Source organism: Cyclobacteriaceae bacterium (assembly GCA_025808415.1).
In the GTDB taxonomy this organism is placed as follows: domain Bacteria; phylum Bacteroidota; class Bacteroidia; order Cytophagales; family Cyclobacteriaceae; genus UBA2336.
The window spans coordinates 2,224,008-2,245,069 of record CP075525.1; the positions used below are offsets into that span (position 1 = coordinate 2,224,008).

The window sequence follows — 21,062 nt, forward strand, 5'->3', positions numbered from 1 at the left end:
GTTAACTTTCAAGTTGTTTGTAGCGCTGCATGCTGACGCAATCATCCCATACGGAAAGAAACCAGGCAGAGTACGATGTGTTGACTGAGATTCAACCGGATGGTTCCAATCCCTTTCCCGGATTGCGCCCTTTTACGGTAGATGAATGTCATCTCTACTTTGGCCGTGAGGGACAAGTTGATGATATTTTACTTAAGCTCTCCCGCAACAGGTTTGTTTGTGTAATGGGTTATTCCGGGAGCGGAAAATCTTCTTTAATGTCGTGTGGATTGGTACCCGTATTGTATGGCGGCTTTGTTACCCATTCAAGTCCGCATTGGCATGTTATCATTGCCCGGCCGGGAGCCTCACCGCTACAAAACCTCACCGATGCTGTTGTTGATTATCTGATCGCGCACAATAGGGTTGCTGAAGATGACCGTGCCGTTCACACAGCAATTATTAATTCAGTATTGCGCAGCGGGTCACATGGACTTATCGAAGTTTCAAAATATTTACAGCAGCACAAACTCGACAATGTATTTTTCATGGTCGACCAGTTTGAGGAGTTGTTTCGCTTTCACGAGACTGAGTCATCTGATGAAGTATTTGACGAGACTCAGCTCTACGTAAACCTTATTCTCAATGCTATCCATCAACAAGATACACCGGTATATATTGCTGTTACCATGCGGTCAGATTTTATTGCCAAGTGTTCTGCCTTCAGTGGATTAACAGAAATAATAAACGAAAGTAATTACCTGGTTCCGCAAATGACGCGGGATCAAAAACGTATGGCCATTGAGGGGCCTATTGCGGTTGGCGGTGGTCGTATATCACAACGCTTAGTGAAACGCCTTTTGGCCGATATGGGCCGCAATCAGGATCAGTTGCCCATCCTGCAGCACGCATTAATGCGCACCTGGGATTACTGGGTTGCCAATCGCGAACCCGGTGAACCGATGGACATCCGGCATTACAATGCCATTGGCAAAATAAGCCAGGCGTTATCCCTTCATGCCAATGAAATTTTTGATGAATTATCTCCGCGCCAAAAGGAGATTGCCGAAATACTTTTTAAAAGCGTAACTGAAAAAAGTGCCGATAACCGGGGTATGCGTAGGCCTGCCCGGTTAGGCTTGATTGCTGAAATATCCGATGCCGATGAAGATGAGATTGCCGAGGTGGTAGAACATTTTCGCAAACCAGGGCGATCATTCCTTATGCCTGCCCATACCATTTCGTTAAATGCCGATTCACAGGTTGAACTTTCTCATGAAAGCTTGATGCGTATTTGGAACCGATTGAACACCTGGGTAGAGGAGGAGTTTGAATCGGCCGCCATGTACAAGCGCATTTCGGAGGCGGCCGCGATGTACCAGATCGGAAAGACCAGTTTGTGGAGGCCTCCCGATTTGCAACTGGCCCTTAACTGGCAGAAGAAACAACGCCCTACACGCGAATGGGCGCAACGTTACGATGAAGCTTTTGAGCGGGCTATTGTATTTCTGGACACCAGCCGCATTACCTATGAAGCGGAGTTAAAAAACCAGGAGTTGCAGCAGAAGCGTATGCTGCAGCGGGCACGTGTTACCGCTATTGTTTTAGGTATAGCTGCCGTGATAGCATTGCTGTTCCTGGTGTTTGCTTACACGCAAAAGATTGCCGCAGATAACAGTGCTATTGAAGCAAAATTACAGGAAGCCAAAGCCATTGAGCAGGCCAATGCTGCTGAGTTAGCCAGGCAAGATGCAGAGGCGCAGCGACTAAAAGTTGAAGCAGCCAATAAAGAGTTGGAAGAAGCAAAAGGTGCCGTTGAAGACGCCTTGAAAATAGCAAAAATTGAAAGGGATAGGGCAGAAGCCTTATTGCTATTAGCACAGCAACGTACACAAGAAGCAATTACCGCAGGTGAACAGGAAAGGGCAGCCAGATTATTTGCCGAACAGGAGACAGCCCGCGCTGAAGCAAATTTTGAAGTAGCCAACCGATTATACTTTCTGGCTAAAGCCCAGGAGATGGCAGGTAAATCTGTTCAGGAAGATGACGACAAGGACCTGGCCGGCACATTGGCCATGCAGGCCTATCACTTTCATAAACGGTATGACGGTAAGCGTTATGATCCGTACATATACAATGCGTTGTACCATGCCTTAACCGTTTCATCCGGTTTAAGTTATAATGCCATTAAAGTACCTGGGCCTTCACGCAACCGGATGAATGCACTGGCGATTTCCGATAAGGGCACAACTTATTATGCGGCTGGGGCCGATGGAAGGATTTTTATGGGGGATTATGAAAAGCGCACCGGTAAGCCAACAGCTTATCAAAATCCTTTCCCCAACAAAGTGCTGGCCTTAAGTAAAGACGAACGCTACCTGGTTAATGGAACAGATTCCGCAACGGTCCAGGTATTTGATTTGCAAAAAGAAACTGCCAAACCGTTACTCGTCAGCAACCTTAAAGGCGCAACCAATGCGATTGAATTCCTTCCGGATAATTCAGGTTTTATTGTGAGCAAATCCGATAAAACACTTTCATTTGTCGATCATCAAACCGGAAAAGTACGAACCTTAGTTACAACACCATCAGAACTTAAGGCCATATCCATTAGCCCCGATAGCAAAAACCTGGTAGGAGCTTCGTGGACAGGCCAACTAGTTTTGGTCAATCTTGAGACCAATGCCATCGAAACACTGGTTAGCTATGAAGCATCGCAAATACTTTCCGTTAACTATAGCCCCGATGGAAAAATGGTTGCTTACGGAACTTTTGAAAAGAATGAGAAGCGTGGTTTGGTGAAGTTATACAACATAGGCCAGCGCAAGGAAGAAAGACAATTCACCGGCCATAAGGCAGGTGTTTATGATGTTGAGTTTAGCCCGGATGGGAAACTATTGGCCAGTGCCGGCAGTGACCGTTTGCTGCAGATGTGGGTGCTTGATTTCATTGAAGACCTTCCGGTTAAAATGGACAACAACAACGGGTTTATTTGGGACATAGCGTTCTCTAACGACTCAAAATATTTAATTGCCGCAGGACATGAATCGGAGATAAGGGTATGGCCAACCGATCCGCAATTGCTGGCTAACCAAATATGCCCGCAGTTAAAACGAAATATGACAGAAGAGGAGTGGAAGAAGTACGTAGGGGATGATATAAAATATGAATCGACCTGCGTTAACCTGCTCATCAAAGATTATTAGCCATGGCATGGGATTGATACGATTTATAGTTGGCTTTTTCATCATCAGTGTGTTTACCTGGCCTGCCTTTGCCCAGGAGGACCGCACCGATTGTGAGCGAACGCTTATCAATGCCATTGAAGAGTTTAATGCCGGAAGGTTTTACGGTGTTCCAATAATGCTAAAGCCCTGTATTGACCGTGGGTTCTCCCGGGAGCAAAGACAGCGTGCATTTTTATTATTGGCGCAAACCTATCTTTTGCTGGACGATCCGCTGGCTGCCGAAAATAGTTACCTTGAAGTACTTCGCGCCAACCCGGAGTTTGAAACGGACACCGCATTACACCCGATTGACCTGGTCTACCTGAGTAAAAAGTTTACAGCCGACCCAATCTTCTCTGTATTTGCCCGGGTAGGTGGGAATACCGCTCCGGTAAGGGTAATTGAAACGGTTAGCCCCTCAGGCCTTCCTGTTAACAACAACTATAATTTGCGCTTAGGCTTTCAGTTGGCTGGCGGTATTGATTTTAATTTTAATCGATTCCTGTCCATTGGCGCAGAGGGCGAGTGGCGTTTTACATCATACCGCAAGGTACAAACAAGGTTTAGTGACGATCTCCTGGATTTGACCTCTAACCAATCCTGGTTTACTATACCTGTCTTCGTTAAGTATTCTTACACAACGGGTAAATTGCGTCCCTATGGGTATGGTGGATTTGCTATCCACTTAATCACCTCCGATAACGCTAAGTTTGTTTCGCAAAAACGCGATCTCTCAGACCTTAATCCTTTAATCCTGCCCGAACGCGAAATCCCCAAACGATCGCTGATGGACTTCAGGAATACCCTTAATCGATCGCTACTGGTAGGGGGTGGCTTGCGGTATAAATATGGGCTTGATTATTTCTTTGTTGATGTTCGTTATTACCTGGGGTTGTCTAACCTCGTTGTGCCGACATCATCGGCAAGTTATTCAGGTGTTTTGGCTGAACTCGGTCATGCAGATGATATGTTCCGGATGGATAATTTTTCCATCAGCATTGGATATTATCATCCGTTTTACAACCCGCGTAAGTTGAAGCACGCACGCACCAAATCTATCCTGAGAGACATCAATAAATCTGCAAAATGAAAGTAAAGCAACAATGGGTGGGATGGTTAGTTATCGTGGGATCGCTTTCACTTTTTACCTGCGACACGAAGAATAATATCGATCCGGCATTTAAAAATTATTTTATCAAGTTTTATGGCGGTGATGGAAATCACGAAGCCATGGATTTTGTAGTGGGCAATGATGGTTCTGTCATTATCCTGGGCACAGTCACCTTTGGCCAATTGGTGCAAACAAAACGCATTTATCTTGTCAAGACTGATGTTGATGGCAAGGAAATTTGGAATAAAACGCTTGGTTCAGATTTTAATGAAGAGGCTGCCGATATTGAACCGATTATTGGTGGGCCTGATGCGGGAAATTACCTCGTGCTCTCCAATTTTGATGTGGCTGTTGATCGAAAGAACATAAGGCTCACGGTAATCAATTCGAATGGTGACAGTCTTAAAAGCTACACCTATTCTCAATACTTAAGCTTAAAAGGCCTATCGGTATCATCAATCCCTTCGGGCATCTTTTACCTGTCGGGACTGACAACCGATATTGATGCCGGTAGTGATAAAAATGTTTTGCTCAACACCCCACCACCCATTTTGGAAGATTATTTAATCGTCCGTTTGCGGAGTGATTATACTATCGAATTTGATGACCGGATAGGCGGCTCTTATGAAGGTTCAGCCGTAAAGGTTGTTCCATCGGGAAGTTCATTTGTTTATGCAGCCTATTCCGATGAGCTGACATCAGGTAACTTGCCCGATAATAATGAACATGAACATAATCTGATTTTCAGGTTATTCGCTGGCAATCCTTCAGCCGCTGCTGTGTCAATGTTTTCCGGAAGTCTCAACCTGGATGAAAAAATGGTTGCGTTTTCCGATAAACCATTGTTAAACACATTTTGTGCAATTGGAACACAATCCGATTTTAACGGGGCCAATCGCAAAGTCTATGCTACTGTGGTTTCGAGTTCGCTTAGTTCCATAATTGCAGAAGGCGTTATACTTAGTGGGGCCAACGAATACGAAGGTGCTGCAGTTACCGCAGCGTCAACTTCATACTTGATTTTAGCGAATGAAATAAACCCGGCCGGCAATCGCGATATTGTGTTTGCTAAAATGAGTACTGGATTGGTGCCGGAGTTTACGGTAAAGTTTGGGGCTGTTGATAATGACGATCGCGGAGCAGCGGTAGCGGAGTTGCCAACTGGCGACTTGCTGATTTTGGGTACTATGAAGTTGGCTGCAGAACAAGATAAAATCGCCTTGATTAAACTGCGTCCAAATGGTACATTTTAACGTAGTAAATATTTTGTTTTTAGGGTTACAATTTTGATAATGCGTTATTAATTGTCTACAGTCGGATTACTTTAACCTATGCCTCAATTCTACCGTGTTTTATTCGGAATTCTCTTCGTGGTTGGGGCTTTTTCCGCTTTTTCTCAGGCCAATGTTACCATTACGCCTGCTATTACCTCTGGCGGGGTGCCCATTTGTGTGGGTGGCGATGCTGTTAACCTTACCAGTATTGTAATTGCAGAAACGGATGCAGGAAATGCACTAGATGATGATGCTATAGGTGGCCCTTTCGGGGACTGGATTGATATTACTTTAACTCTTGGGATCCCGGCTGATTTTCAGTTTGTGCCAGGGGTCGGTTCTGTCTTCTCAACACCTGGAGTTGACGATGTGGTTATCAATTCATTTACAATTCTTGCCAATTCTATATCTATAACATTCAGCGCCTTTAATAATACCGGCACAGACAAATTTGATGCTATTATCATATCCGGACTTCAGGTACGTGCCGTTAGCGGCCCCGCCCAAACCTTGAACATCACACGAACTGGCGGCACTGCAAATATCCAGGGATTGGTTAATGGAACCATTGTGGGTACGATTACCAGCGCGTTGCCCCCGGCCGCTGCCCTTACCAGCAGTGATGCTGATAATACGATTTGTGCTGGTCAAACAGTAACCTTTACTGGTCTTCCAGCCGGCCAGGCTAACTATGAGTTCTTTCTAAATGGATTCACAGTTCAGAATGGACCCTCCGATACTTACGTTACCAGCTCGCTCACCAACGGGCAAAATATAAAAGTTAAAGTAACCAGTGCAGTTGGTTGCAGTGCTGAAAGCGCACCCATTGTAACCACAGTAAACCCGAACCCCACGCCATCGGTCAGTGGCCCCAACTCGGTATGTGCCAACCAGGCCGGGGTAGTGTACAGCACGTCCAACACCGTTGGGCACACCTATTCCTGGTCGGTTAGCGGTGGCACGATCGTAGGCCCCTCGACCAATAACAGTGTAACGGTGGACTGGGGCGTAGCCGGCCCGGGCACGGTACAGGTTACCGAAACGATCACGGCCACAAGCTGTTCAACGGTGACACCGTTATACAACGTAACGATCAACGCCAACCCATCGCCCTCGATTGCAGGGCCGACCACGGCCTGTGCCAACCAGGGGGGGCTGGTGTACAGCACGGCAAATGTTGTGGGCAATACGTATTCCTGGTCGGTAGTGGGGGGCAGCATCACCTCCGGTGCGGGCACGAACAGCATCACGGTAACGTGGGGGGCTGCCGGTGCAGGCACGGTACAGGTAACGCAGACGGTGACCGCCACCGGTTGCGCGACCACCACACCGTTGTACAACGTCACCGTCAACCCGAACCCCACGCCATCGGTCAGTGGCCCCAACTCGGTATGTGCCAACCAGGCCGGGGTAGTGTACAGCACGTCCAACACCGTTGGGCACACCTATTCCTGGTCGGTTAGCGGTGGCACGATCGTAGGCCCCTCGACCAATAACAGTGTAACGGTGGACTGGGGCGTAGCCGGCCCGGGCACGGTACAGGTTACCGAAACGATCACGGCCACAAGCTGTTCAACGGTGACACCGTTATACAACGTAACGATCAACGCCAACCCATCGCCCTCGATTGCAGGGCCGACCACGGCCTGTGCCAACCAGGGGGGGCTGGTGTACAGCACGGCAAATGTTGTGGGCAATACGTATTCCTGGTCGGTAGTGGGGGGCAGCATCACCTCCGGTGCGGGCACGAACAGCATCACGGTAACGTGGGGGGCTGCCGGTGCAGGCACGGTACAGGTAACGCAGACGGTGACCGCCACCGGTTGCGCGACCACCACACCGTTGTACAACGTCACCGTCAACCCGAACCCCACGCCATCGGTCAGTGGCCCCAACTCGGTATGTGCCAACCAGGCCGGGGTAGTGTACAGCACGTCCAACACCGTTGGGCACACCTATTCCTGGTCGGTTAGCGGTGGCACGATCGTAGGCCCCTCGACCAATAACAGTGTAACGGTGGACTGGGGCGTAGCCGGCCCGGGCACGGTACAGGTTACCGAAACGATCACGGCCACAAGCTGTTCAACGGTGACACCGTTATACAACGTAACGATCAACGCCAACCCATCGCCCTCGATTGCAGGGCCGACCACGGCCTGTGCCAACCAGGGGGGGCTGGTGTACAGCACGGCAAATGTTGTGGGCAATACGTATTCCTGGTCGGTAGTGGGGGGCAGCATCACCTCCGGTGCGGGCACGAACAGCATCACGGTAACGTGGGGGGCTGCCGGTGCAGGCACGGTACAGGTAACGCAGACGGTGACCGCCACCGGTTGCGCGACCACCACACCGTTGTACAACGTCACCGTCAACCCGAACCCCACGCCATCGGTCAGTGGCCCCAACTCGGTATGTGCCAACCAGGCCGGGGTAGTGTACAGCACGTCCAACACCGTTGGGCACACCTATTCCTGGTCGGTTAGCGGTGGCACGATCGTAGGCCCCTCGACCAATAACAGTGTAACGGTGGACTGGGGCGTAGCCGGCCCGGGCACGGTACAGGTTACCGAAACGATCACGGCCACAAGCTGTTCAACGGTGACACCGTTATACAACGTAACGATCAACGCCAACCCATCGCCCTCGATTGCAGGGCCGACCACGGCCTGTGCCAACCAGGGGGGGCTGGTGTACAGCACGGCAAATGTTGTGGGCAATACGTATTCCTGGTCGGTAGTGGGGGGCAGCATCACCTCCGGTGCGGGCACGAACAGCATCACGGTAACGTGGGGGGCTGCCGGTGCAGGCACGGTACAGGTAACGCAGACGGTGACCGCCACCGGTTGCGCGACCACCACACCGTTGTACAACGTCACCGTCAACCCGAACCCCACGCCATCGGTCAGTGGCCCCAACTCGGTATGTGCCAACCAGGCCGGGGTAGTGTACAGCACGTCCAACACCGTTGGGCACACCTATTCCTGGTCGGTTAGCGGTGGCACGATCGTAGGCCCCTCGACCAATAACAGTGTAACGGTGGACTGGGGCGTAGCCGGCCCGGGCACGGTACAGGTTACCGAAACGATCACGGCCACAAGCTGTTCAACGGTGACACCGTTATACAACGTAACGATCAACGCCAACCCATCGCCCTCGATTGCAGGGCCGACCACGGCCTGTGCCAACCAGGGGGGGCTGGTGTACAGCACGGCAAATGTTGTGGGCAATACGTATTCCTGGTCGGTAGTGGGGGGCAGCATCACCTCCGGTGCGGGCACGAACAGCATCACGGTAACGTGGGGGGCTGCCGGTGCAGGCACGGTACAGGTAACGCAGACGGTGACCGCCACCGGTTGCGCGACCACCACACCGTTGTACAACGTCACCGTCAACCCGAACCCCACGCCATCGATCAGTGGCCCCAACTCGGTATGTGCCAACCAAACCGGGGTGGTGTACAGCACTACAGATGAAACATCCAATACTTATTTATGGACAGTAACCGGAGGAACAATTGTTGGTGCTAACAACATAAGCACTGTTGTTGTCGATTGGGGTGTTGCAGGCGCAGGTACAGTGAGGGTAACGGAAACCAATTCGATTACTGGTTGCTCAACCATCACACCTTTTTACAACGTCACTAAAAACCCAAATCCAACACCTTCCATTACCGGCTCCTCACCAGTGTGCGAAAATCAGGGTGGTCAGGTTTATTCGACTCCCAACGTAATTGGAAATACTTATGCATGGTCAGTGGTAGGCGGAAGTATTTCCGCAGGTGCTGGCACTAACTCAATAACCGTTACTTGGGGCTCAGCCGGTTCGGGAAGTGTTCAGGTTACGCAAACCGTAACGGCCACAGGTTGCTCAACGGTTTCGCCTTTATTTAATGTTACGATTAATCCAGGTCCTGCCCCGGTAATTGGTGGGCCAAACTCGGTGTGTGCGAATCAATCTGGTGTTGTTTACAGCACTCCAAATATTGGGGGACATACTTATTCGTGGATTGTAACTGGGGGTACTATCGTTGGACCATCAACAAATAACAGCGTAACCATAAACTGGGGTATAGCGGGCTCGGGTACGTTACGCGTGACTGAAACCATAACGGCTACCGGTTGTTCAACACAAACAACAGACTATCCGGTAACGATAAACCCCAATCCCAGCCCTTCTATTTCAGGGCCAGCCGCTGCTTGTGCAAATCAAGCAGGTCTTCAATACACCACACCATCCGTTTCGGGTAATACTTATGTGTGGAATGTTACGGGAGGTACAATAACGGCAGGGGCGGGAACCAATACCATAACCGTTACCTGGGATGCTGCCGGAGCAGGAACAGTAAGGGTTCTTCAAACAGTAACCGCTACCGGTTGTTCTACACTTTCTCCGGCTTATGATGTTACGATAAATCCGAACCCAGCACCAACTATTTCAGGTCCTGCTGCAGTATGCGCCAATCAAGCTGGGGTTGTTTACAGCACACCACTTGTTGCAGGACGAACCTATAGTTGGGTAGTTACCGGTGGAGCCATTATTGGACCGGCCATCAATAATTCAGTTACGGTAGATTGGGGTGCAGCAGGTGCCGGTACCGTTCGTGTAACCGAGACTATTACTGCTACCGGCTGTTCAACGTTATCACCGGTGTATAACGTAACGATCAATCCTAATCCAACTCCTGTGATTTCAGGGCCTAATGTTGTCTGTGCAAACCAAAATGGCGTTGCTTACAGCACACCATCAACGGTTGGCCATACCTATGCATGGACTATTACAGGGGGTACTATTGCATCAGGCGCGGGCACTGCCAATATTACAGTTAATTGGGGTGCAGCAGGAACCGGTACTTTACGCGTGACCGAAACCATTACAGCAAGCGGGTGTTCAACGCTTACCCCTATTTTCAATGTAACCAAAAACCCATTGCCCACCGGAACAGTTACCGGGTCAACATCAGTATGCCAGGGGGCAAGCGCAACATATTCAACGGCCAACATACCCGATATTAGTTACAGTTGGGTAGTAACGGGTGGGGGAACAATTCTTTCAGGTGATGGTACACCTGATATTGTCGTTACGTGGGCAACAACAGGTGCAAAGCAAGTCAGGGTTATCCGTACCAATACAATAACGGGTTGCTCTTCGACAACGCCAAACTTAAATGTTACTGTAAACCCTAACCCAACTCCGGTTATTTCGGGTGTAAATAGTGTTTGCGCCAATCAATTGAATGTTACGTATTCTACGCCATCTGCCGGAGGTAGAACTTATAGTTGGAATGTTACGGGTGGAACTATAGCGAGCGGTGCAGGCACGGCAACCATCCAGGTAAACTGGGGTGGATCAGGGGTAGGCCTGGTTGAACTTACAGAAACCATAAATGCAACAAGTTGTACGACAATTGCCACACCACTTAATGTAGTTATCAATCCCAATCCAACACCCGTTATCAGCGGTGCTTCTTCTGTTTGCGAGAATACATTAGGAATAGTCTATTCTACCCCGAATGTTGTTGGTCATACCTATTCCTGGTCTGTGACCGGAGGATCAATTGCCTCCGGAGCAACCTCAAATGCGGTAACGGTGAATTGGGGTGCTGCAGGTGTTGGAACAGTTACCCTTACGGAAACCATAACAGCAACCGGTTGCTCAATAACCACACCGGCTTATCCAGTAACGATTGATCCCAAGCCAACTCCGGTAATTACCGGACCTAATACAGTTTGCGCAAACCAATCAGGGGTTATTTACTCAACACCTGCAAATGCCGGGAGGAGTTACTCCTGGACAGTAACCGGAGGAACAATAGCCTCTGGTGCAGGGACTGCAAGTATACAGGTTAACTGGGGCGCATCCGGAACAGGCACCGTACAACTTACCGAAACCATCGATGCAAGCTCTTGCTCAACAATTGCTGCTCCTTTAACAGTTATTATCAACCCTGTGCCAACGCCAGTGGTTAGCGGCACGTCAACGGTTTGTGCTAATCAGACAGGGTTGGTTTATTCATCACCCAACACTCCCGGAAATATCTATATCTGGTCAGTATTGGGAGGCACAATTGCAGGCGGTGCAGGTACGAATTCTATTACCGTTAATTGGGGCAGTGCAGGAGCAGGTTCCGTTACGCTTATTGAGTTTATTCCAACCACAGGTTGTGTTACCACATCCGCACCGTTATCGGTAACCATCAATCCAAACCCAACGCCTTTTATTACCGGTGCCAATACCGTTTGTGCCAACACACTGGGCAGTGTTTACAGCACCCCGAATGTTGTGGGTCATACCTACAGTTGGGTAGTTACCGGGGGTACGATTAATGGTTCATCTACTGGCAACAGTATCGTTGTTGATTGGGGGGCTACACCAGGTACCGGAACAGTTCAGCTAACGGAAACGATCACGGCTTCGGGCTGCGCGGTAACAACTTCTTTATTTAACGTTACTATAAACACGGCACCTTCCCCGGTAATTTCAGGACTTAACGCAGTATGCGCCAACCAAATAAGTGAGATCACAATATACTCTACGCCAAACACACCGGGTAATTTTTATAACTGGAGCGTATTAGGTGGAGCAATAGTTGGTGGCATTGGCACCCATGAAATTTATGTTCAATGGGGAGCGCCTGGAATCGGGGAGGTTGCAGTAACCGAGTTTGTTACTGCAACAGGATGTGCAGTAAGCGCCACGCCACTTACAGTAACGATAAATCCAAGACCTGCACCGGTAATCAGCGGAAACAATTTCGTATGTGCCAACGATCAGGATAAAGTTTACAGCACACCTTTAATTGCCGGCAGAAGTTATGCATGGGTTGTAACCGGAGGCGTTATTGATGGACCTTCGACCGGGAACAGTATTGTTGTTGATTGGGGCGGTGCAGGAACCGGTACTATTGAATTAACCGAAACCATTATTGCCACGGGCTGCTCCATAACAACCCCGGTATTTACCGTAAATATTAACCCCATTCCAACTCCGGTTATTGGTGGGTTGACATCTGTTTGCGCGAATGAAGCGGGAGTTACTTACACAACGCCCAATGTGCCTGGTAACGGTTATACATGGACTGTTGTTGGCGGAAGTATAGTCTCCGGGGCGGGCACCAGTTCCATCACCGTTAATTGGGGAGGTGCAGGGGTAGGCTCAGTAACGCTTACCGAGTTTATCCCGGCCAGCAGTTGTTCGGTTACTACACCGCCTTACGTGGTTAATATCAATCCCATACCAACACCTGTCATCAGTGGGTTAAATTCAGTCTGCGCTAATGCTACCAATGTGGTTTACAGTACTCCGCTTGTAGCAGGTAACACCTACAGTTGGTCAATAGCAGGGGGTACGATTGTTGGTTCGTCTACCGATAACACCGTTACAATTAATTGGGGCTCAGCCGGAACGGGCACACTTCAATTACTTGAAACAGTCGGCATATGTTCCGTTACAACTCCTTTTTACACTGTAGCAATTAATCCAAACCCGACTCCCGTTATCTCCGGATCAAACTCAGTATGTTCTAACCAAACAGGCGTTGTATACACTACACCAAATGTTATCGGTAATTCCTACTTGTGGGAAGTAGTAGGCGGTAGCATTGTTTCGGGGTCGGGTACTTCAACGATTCAGGTTACTTGGGCGGGTTCAGGTGTTGGTTCCGTTACACTTACTGAAACGATTACAGCAACGGGTTGTGCCATTACCACAGCCCCACTTTTGGTAACAATTTCCCCGAGCGCTTCGGTTAATGCTGGCAGTGATGCCGAAATATGTCAGGGTTCCACATTCAATTTTACGTCCCAGGTAACTCCTGCTACAGCATCGGATTTCAGTTCATTGCTTTGGACTACTACAGGCACAGGTACCCTTTCAAATCAAACCACCCTAACACCTACGTATGTGCCGGGTGTTGGTGAGTTTGGGCTTGTAACATTTACGTTAACAGCAACCGCAACCGGGGCTTGCCCCACTGTTGATGATCAAATGATTTTAACCATCACCCCTACACCTGTAGTAGATGCCGGTAGTGATGTTGAAATTTGCCAGGGGTCATTATTCCCATTCTCATCTCAAACGACAGGGGCATCAGCGGCTAATTTTAGTTCATTGGCCTGGAGCCATACGGGTACCGGTACATTATTTAACAGCACAACCTTAACCCCAACATATTTGCCAGGGCCCGCAGAGACTGGTTTGGTAACATTTACTTTACAAGCTAACAGCACAGGTAGTTGTGGTGCAGTTACCGATGTCATGGTTTTGACGATTACACCATCAGTAACCGTATCTGCGGGAAGCAATGCCGAAACCTGTGCCGGTGTCACCTTTAATTTTGCATCGCAAAGCACCCCGGCAACAGCAACCAATTTTCAATCCCTGCTCTGGACAACAACGGGGTCAGGTACTCTTGTGAACGAGACTACCCTAACGCCATCATACACACCGGCTGTCAGCGATTTGGGAAGTATCACCTTTACATTAACGGCTGTGGGTAATGGAAGCTGCCCCACAGTGCAAAGCCAGATGCAGTTGGCGATTACACCGGCACCGGTTGTAAGCGCTGGTAGCAACCAGGAAATCTGCGAAGGCCTTACCTTTAATTTCAATACGCAATCCTCACCGGCTACGGCTTCTAACTTCAGTTCAATCACCTGGACAACCAATGGAACAGGGACTATTTTTAATGGCAACACATTAACGCCAACCTATGTGCCTTCACCTGGTGAAACGGGTACGCTTACGTTTACACTCACCGCAACAGGAAACGGAAGCTGTGTTCCGGTAAACAGCACCATGAATCTTGTGATTACCCCGCGTCCGCTAATCCATGCAGGGGGCGATGCCGAAGTTTGCCAGACTACATCCTTTAATTTTGGAACGCGTGCAGTACCAGCAAGCGGCTCAAACTTTTTTAGCCTTACATGGACAACCACAGGAACCGGGACTTTATTTAATGCCAACACCCTTACACCAACCTACACGCCCGGAGTAGGGGAGTTTGGTCTCATTACTTTTACCCTGACAGCAACAGGAAACGGAAGTTGTACTTCCGTTCAGGATCAGATGAACTTAACCGTCACGCCTTCACCAGTTGTTGATGCGGGCAGTACAGAATCCATTTGCCAGGGTTCTATCTTTAGTTTTGCCAGCCAGAGCACTTTGGCTAGTGCTACACACTTCAGTTCAATATTATGGACAACCACTGGTACAGGAACCTTGTTTAATGCCAACACACTTACACCGATATACCAGCCAACAACCGGTGAGACGGGCACGCTCACGTTTACGTTAACCGCGAATGCAGCCGGTACTTGCACTGCGGTAAATGATGTTATGCAACTGATCATTACGCCTTCTGCCATTATCAATGCCGGTACCGATGCCGAGACCTGTGAAGGTGTGGCATTTGATTTTGCTACACAGTTTATTCCTGCATTCGGAATCAACTACAGCTCGCTGTTGTGGACAAGTACCGGTACTGGTACCATCGCAGGAGCGAATACTTTATCTCCAGTTTATACACCCGGTGTTGGTGAAACAGGTCTGGTAACCTTCACCTTAACGGCCTTTGGTAATGGCGTTTGCCCCAGCGTGCAGGATCAAATGGTATTGTCCATTACACCGGGTATAATCGTAGATGCCGGAAGCAATGAAGAAATTTGCCAAGGTGCAACCTTTAGCTTTGCCAGTCAAAGTGTAGGCGCCTCCGCATCCAATATTGCGAGTGTTTTCTGGTCCCATACAGGCTCAGGATCATTGTTCAATGCCAACACCCTCGCGCCAACCTACTTTGCATCACCTTCCGAAACCGGCCTTGTCACGTTTACGCTGACTGCTTTCAGTGCCGGAAGTTGCTCGAGCATTAACGATGCCATGCAATTAACGATTACGCCTGCACCGGTTTCCATAGCGGGTAGTAATGATGCCGTGTGCCAGGGAACACCCACGTTCGATTTTGCTTCACGTTCCATAACAGCATCGATTGCCAATGGAACCCTGGTATGGTCGCATAATGGTACAGGTAGTTTGAATGATCCGACCGTGTTGAACCCTGTTTATACAGTTGGTGCCGGAGATGTCAACAACATTGTAACCTTCACGTTAACCGTAACCAGTCCTTCGGCAGTTTGTGCAGTAGCCGCTAGTACATTTCAATTGCGCGTAAATCCGCAAGCGCTTGTTTTTGTGCCAAGTACTACGGTAGATGTATGCGAGCCCACCTCGATACCGTTGACGGGAACAGTAGGGGGTAGCGCAAATGCAGGTAGTTGGTCGTTGATTACCGGTGATGGGACCCTTTCCACAAGCAGCATTACAGGGCTTACTGTAGGTGCTTCTTACACAACTGCTTTAACCGATGTTGGAAATACAGTAACCTTCCGCTTAACAACCAATGATCCGGATGGTGCAGGACCTTGTGTGCCGGCCTTTATTGATGTTGATTTTACGGTGGATGAATCGGCCAAGGTAAATGCCGGTGTGGATTTCGCCATATGTGAGTACGATGATATTATACTCAATGGCTCGTTTAGCGGGTCAACAACATCCGTAACCTGGACAGGCGGAACAAACAATTTTGATATTGCCACAAATCCGATTACCGGATATTCGCTCTCTGCAGCCGAACGGGCAGCCACCAATTTATCGATTACGTTTACGTTAACCACCAACGACCCTCCGGGCGTTTGCCCGGCAGTATCCGATCAGGTAGTTGTAGCGGTAAGGGATACGTTGAACTTTGTGACAATTGTGGGACTTGATCCGGTGTATGCTGAAAACAGCGATCCTGTGAATATTTCAGGTGTTCCGGGTGGTGGAGTTTTCTCCGGCCCAGGTATATCAGGAAATACATTTTTTCCTTCAATTGCCAATCTTATTCCGGCAATGAACATCATTACCTACACCTACCAAGACCCTGTTACGGGTTGTTTTAGCTCGCCAAACAAACAAGTGATTGTTAATCCAATAACTGACGTAAACTTCAGGGTTCAGAATGAACAGGTTGATCCCTTGGGATTGGCAAATGGATATATTTGTGCTAATCAAGGTGACCTTGTTTTAATTGAAGATCCACTGGTTGTAATACCAAATCTTACTCCTCCCGAAGAGGCACTTTTCACAAGTCCTGATCTACCGCCCGGAAGAATTTATTTTGATGGCAGTGGTGTTCCTGCAAATCAAAAATTTAAGTTAAGAACAGATGGTCTTGCACCCGGTTTGTATACAATAGTCTATACATTCACCAATAGCTTTGGTGCGCCAAACCCTGTTGCAAGGATAATACGGGTTACGGCTGGACCAAAAGCCATTATTGATGTTACCAATTCTTGTATAACCTCTGACATCACATTTACTGAATCCTCCTTCATACCAGGAACAAACCCGTATGGAGCTACAATCTCTAATTACCTGTGGGAATTTGGCGATGGAAACGGCAGTACTCAACAAGAGCCAACCTATCAATACAATACCCCATTACAGTATGATGTTAAACTTCGCGTAACCACAAATGAGGGTTGTTTCCGGGATACACTTAAAACAATACGTGTAGGCCCAGTGCCTTTAATGGCCTTTAACTGGTCTGAGTTCTGTAACGGTAACGATACAAAATTTGTTGATAACTCAAATCCTGGCATAAGCACAATTGACTTTTATACTTGGGAATTCAATGATGGATTTACCGTAAGTGGCCCTGCTGGTTCACCCATACCGGGCGGCACGAATGGGGGAAGAACAACAGGTACTTTTACAAACCCAAATCACAGGTACGATAATTTCGGACAGTATGATGTAAGGCTGACGGTTGAAACCAATGATGGTTGTACTAACGATTTGGTGCGAAGAGTTTTTATTCAATCATATGGAACCCCATCGCCAACAACAGGTTATTTTGAAGACTTTGAACTTTCTGCGGGAACCTGGGTTGCTACCAAAGCAAATAACGGAACCCAGGTGGCCGACCTGATCATAACAGAGAATAGTTGGGTTTGGACTACACCCTCAGGTTTAATCATTAATTCAGCTTCCGGTGGTTCAATTAATGCCTGGTGGACAGGGTTGAATCCAGGCTCATCCACTACAAATTCTACTTATTATAATACTGAAAAATCAGCTGTAATTGGACCTTGTTTGAATCTCTCGAACATCGAACGACCAATGGTTTCGGTAGACTATTGGGCAGATTTGGAGGATCAGCGTGATGGCGCAGTTTTACAATATTCCGTTGATGGAGGTGTAAATTGGTTCGCTGTGGGTGACATCAGTGGGGCGGGATTGAATTGGTACAACCGAGGTGCTTTGGTTGGAAATCCGGGCTTGCAAAATATAGGACAATTTGGGTGGACTGGAATACAAAATAACTGGAAGACAGCACGTTTTAATCTGGATATGATTGATCCTGCCGATCGAGATGAAGTTATTTTCAGGATTGCTTTCGGCAGTGATGAGAATAACGGTACGCCAACACGTCCGTACGAAGGTTTCGCTTTCGATAATATATTTATCGGTGAAAAGCAACGAGAGGTACTGGTTGAATACTTTACCAATGCAGGCATAAACCCGGCCGCCAACAATTATTTGAATAACCTTTATTTCACCCAAACGGATGTATCTCTACCGGGTCCTCCGTTTGCCAAAAAGAAGTCCGATTTCTTTAAAATCCAGTACCACATTGCCAATCCATTAAGCGATGTGCTCAACCAGAATAATCCGGTTGATCCTGCGTCTCGCAGTTTATTTTACGGTGTGTCGCAACCCCCGGCTGCCATTATGGACGGTATTTTGGGCAATTACTATGGTACTGTGTTTAATGGAGATCAGGCAAAAATTACAGCCCGCGAAGCCGACAAACGAGCCCTGGAAGATCCGTTATTCCGAATTTCGTTAACGCAAAATGCTATCCCTACCGATTCAATTAGTGCCTTGCTAAGTTTTGAATACATCGGCACGGGCACATTCAATTCACCGGTTACCTTCCAACTGGCCTTGGTCGACAGCATTGTGGGTACCGGCCCCAACGCCAACATTCATGTGCTCAGGAAATTATTGCTTGGTACGGAAGGGCTCACGGTGAGCACGGCATGGTCTACCGGAACCTCACAAAGTGTTCCTGTTAAATCCATCATTGATGTACCTGTTGCGAATGGCAATAATTTATGGTTGGTGGCTTTTGTTCAGGATCGCACGACTAAACGAATCCATCAGTCGTATGTGGTGAGGTCGTTGCCTAAGACAACCTCTACTGTTGTTGGCCTGGGTGATGATCCGGTTCTAGCCCAAATCCGTGATATCATCGTATTCCCTAACCCGGCTTCGAAGAATGTAAACTTCGCGCTGGAAAATGGATTTAACCAACTGGCCAAAGCGGAAGGATACACCTGGAGTATAGTTGATCAGCGCGGAATCATTGTTCAGAGGGGTGAGCTTCAGGAAGACTTAACCTATCCGCAGGAAGTAGCTATTGATAGACTAGCCAATGGCATGTATATCATTATTTTCAATAAGAGCGATCGGATAGTGACGCAACGCAAGTTGGCGGTTATGAATAGCCACTAGGCTTTAAAGTGTGCTTTAAGCTCGTTTACCGTTTGGCGAAGTGCCTTGGTGAATTTTCTTAGCGAATCAATATTTTCTTCCGATGGTTCTGGTTCTGTCTTAAACGCTTCCTCCAGTATTACTGCCGTATCTTTCAGGGCATGTATACCCAACAAAGTTAATGAAGGCTTTATCTGGTGAACCAACCGCGAAGTCTTCAACCAATCGGCTTGCTGAAAGGTTTCCTCTATTTGATCAAGCGAACCAGGAATAGTTTGTATAAACGTTTGCACCATCTCGTCAATAAACGCTTTATTATTATTCGACACCTTTTTCAGGTAACTTAAATCATACAGCTTCTTTTCATTTTGTACGCTGGCTACAGGTACAATTTCATGGTTCAGCTTAAGTTCTTCAAAGAGTTTGTTGTATAAATCCTCGGGTGTAAAAGGTTTTGCCAAATAATGATTCATACCGGCTTCGCGGCACCGGTCAATATCGTTTTTGGTAGCATTGGCGGTTAGGGCAACTATGGGAATGGAATTGATCGGGGGCGCCATCATGCGAATGACTTTGGTGGCCTCATAGCCATCCATTACGGGCATTTGTATGTCCATCAAAACAACATCATATTCCTTACTCTTCAATTTCTCAATCGCTACCAACCCGTTTTCGGCTACATCAGTTTTACAATTCCAGCCCCGCAAAATGCTTTGGGCGTACAGGCGGTTAATATCATTATCTTCCACCAGCAGTACGTTTACGGGCTGCTGAAGGGTAGTGTGCTTTTGATGGTTACGCCTTGGGTGAGTAGAGGTGACCAGGCGTTTTGATTGTGAGGTAGCGTAGGGGATAACAATGGAAAAGACAGAGCCTACATGTTGTTTACTTTTTACACTAATACATCCTTTTTGAAGTTCTACCAGTTGTTTGGCAATGGTAAGGCCGAGGCCTGTACCGCCATAACGCCTGGTTACACTTTCATCGGCCTGGCTAAAGCTTTCGAATATGGTTTTTAACTTTTCTTCCGGTATGCCCACACCTGTATCGGTAACGGAAATTTCAATCCAACACTTGCCTTTTTGTTCACGTTGCACCGATGCATTTACTAAAATGGATCCAGTGTGTGTGAATTTTACGGCATTACTGATGAGGTTGATCAATATTTGGTTAAGCCTTACCGGGTCACCTAAGAGTATGCGGTTTGCTTTCTCTTCAAGGGTGTAGTCCAATAATATCTTTTTCTCCTCGGCCTGGTATTTAAAAGTGCTGATCAGCGAGGGTAACAGATCGGCCAGGTTAAAAGCAATTTTTTCAAATTTCAGTTTACCCGATTCAATGGCGGCCAAATCAAGGATGTCATTGATAATTACTTTCAGGTTCTCAGCCGAATGGAGAATGGCGTTCAGATAGGTTTGCCTTTCTTCTTGATTTTGTTCTTTGCTGAGCAAGCCTGCCATTCCGGCAATTCCATTTATGGGCGTGCGTATTTCATGACTGATGTTTGCTAAAAATTGTTCCTTGGCTTTTTGTAAACGCACCATTTCTTCCGCGTCCCTTTTACGTTGCGTAATGTCGCGGCAATCGAGTATTAACCCATTTAATTTGTCCTTGTGCTTCAGGTTAATGGAGTTAAACTCAAGGAAGCGGTAGGTTTTATCTTTGCATAGAAACTGAAACTCAACTTTTTGGTTGTAGGCTTTTCTTCGGCTTTTATGGAACTCGCCCCTGAATTCATTTAGCTTTTCCGGAAGGATGAAATCGAAAAAGTTCTTGCCGACCAAACTCCTGGCCCTGTACCCGAGTGTTTCCCGTACGGATGCATTGTGGTACAAGATGGTACCATCGAAATCAACAATGAAAATAATATCCGAACCGTCCTCAACGGCAGCCTGGTAAAATTTCCCCTTTTTGATGTAGTTGATCAGGTTCTTCATG

Annotated in this window: 5 protein-coding genes; 4 read left to right on the top strand and 1 reads right to left on the bottom strand. The window is 47.9% G+C overall.

Annotation, left to right across the window (positions count from 1 at the left end):
• Positions 1–29 precede the first annotated feature (29 nt).
• The 4 genes from KIT51_10260 to KIT51_10275 all read left to right on the top strand — a co-directional run bounded on the left by KIT51_10260 (position 30) and on the right by KIT51_10275 (position 19,145).
• Positions 30–3,185: a High-affnity carbon uptake protein Hat/HatR gene (locus KIT51_10260; protein UYN85279.1), complete on the top strand. Its 3,156-nt coding sequence runs from the start codon at positions 30–32 to the stop codon at positions 3,183–3,185.
• Positions 3,145–4,296 carry a PorT family protein gene (locus KIT51_10265; GenBank protein ID UYN85280.1) on the top strand — a complete coding sequence of 384 codons (1,152 nt, stop codon included), beginning with the start codon at positions 3,145–3,147 and terminating at the stop codon, positions 4,294–4,296. Before KIT51_10260 ends, KIT51_10265 begins: the two co-directional genes overlap by 41 nt.
• Positions 4,293–5,570, top strand: coding sequence for a hypothetical protein (locus KIT51_10270; GenBank protein ID UYN85281.1), 1,278 nt, complete (start codon positions 4,293–4,295; stop codon positions 5,568–5,570). The genes KIT51_10265 and KIT51_10270 overlap by 4 nt, the downstream gene beginning before the upstream one ends.
• Positions 5,571–5,648: 78 nt before the next feature.
• A complete protein-coding gene (locus KIT51_10275; protein UYN85282.1) occupies positions 5,649–19,145 on the top strand; it encodes a hypothetical protein in 13,497 nt (4,498 codons plus the stop codon).
• Here KIT51_10275 and KIT51_10280 read toward each other — a convergent pair.
• Positions 19,142–21,061 (bottom strand): response regulator, encoded by a 1,920-nt coding sequence (locus KIT51_10280; GenBank protein UYN85283.1) that lies wholly within the window; start codon positions 21,059–21,061, stop codon positions 19,142–19,144. The genes KIT51_10275 and KIT51_10280 overlap by 4 nt on opposite strands.
• Position 21,062: the final 1 nt, after the last annotated feature.

What these genes read in the sequence shown, in the direction of transcription:
- KIT51_10260 (UYN85279.1), top strand. Translation starts at nt 30, where the DNA reads ATGCTGACGCAATCATCCCATACGGAAAGAAACCAGGCAGAGTACGAT.
- KIT51_10265 (UYN85280.1), top strand. Translation starts at nt 3,145, where the DNA reads ATGAATCGACCTGCGTTAACCTGCTCATCAAAGATTATTAGCCATGGC.
- KIT51_10270 (UYN85281.1), top strand. Translation starts at nt 4,293, where the DNA reads ATGAAAGTAAAGCAACAATGGGTGGGATGGTTAGTTATCGTGGGATCG.
- KIT51_10275 (UYN85282.1), top strand. Translation starts at nt 5,649, where the DNA reads ATGCCTCAATTCTACCGTGTTTTATTCGGAATTCTCTTCGTGGTTGGG.
- KIT51_10280 (UYN85283.1), bottom strand. Translation starts at nt 21,061, where the DNA reads ATGAAGAACCTGATCAACTACATCAAAAAGGGGAAATTTTACCAGGCT.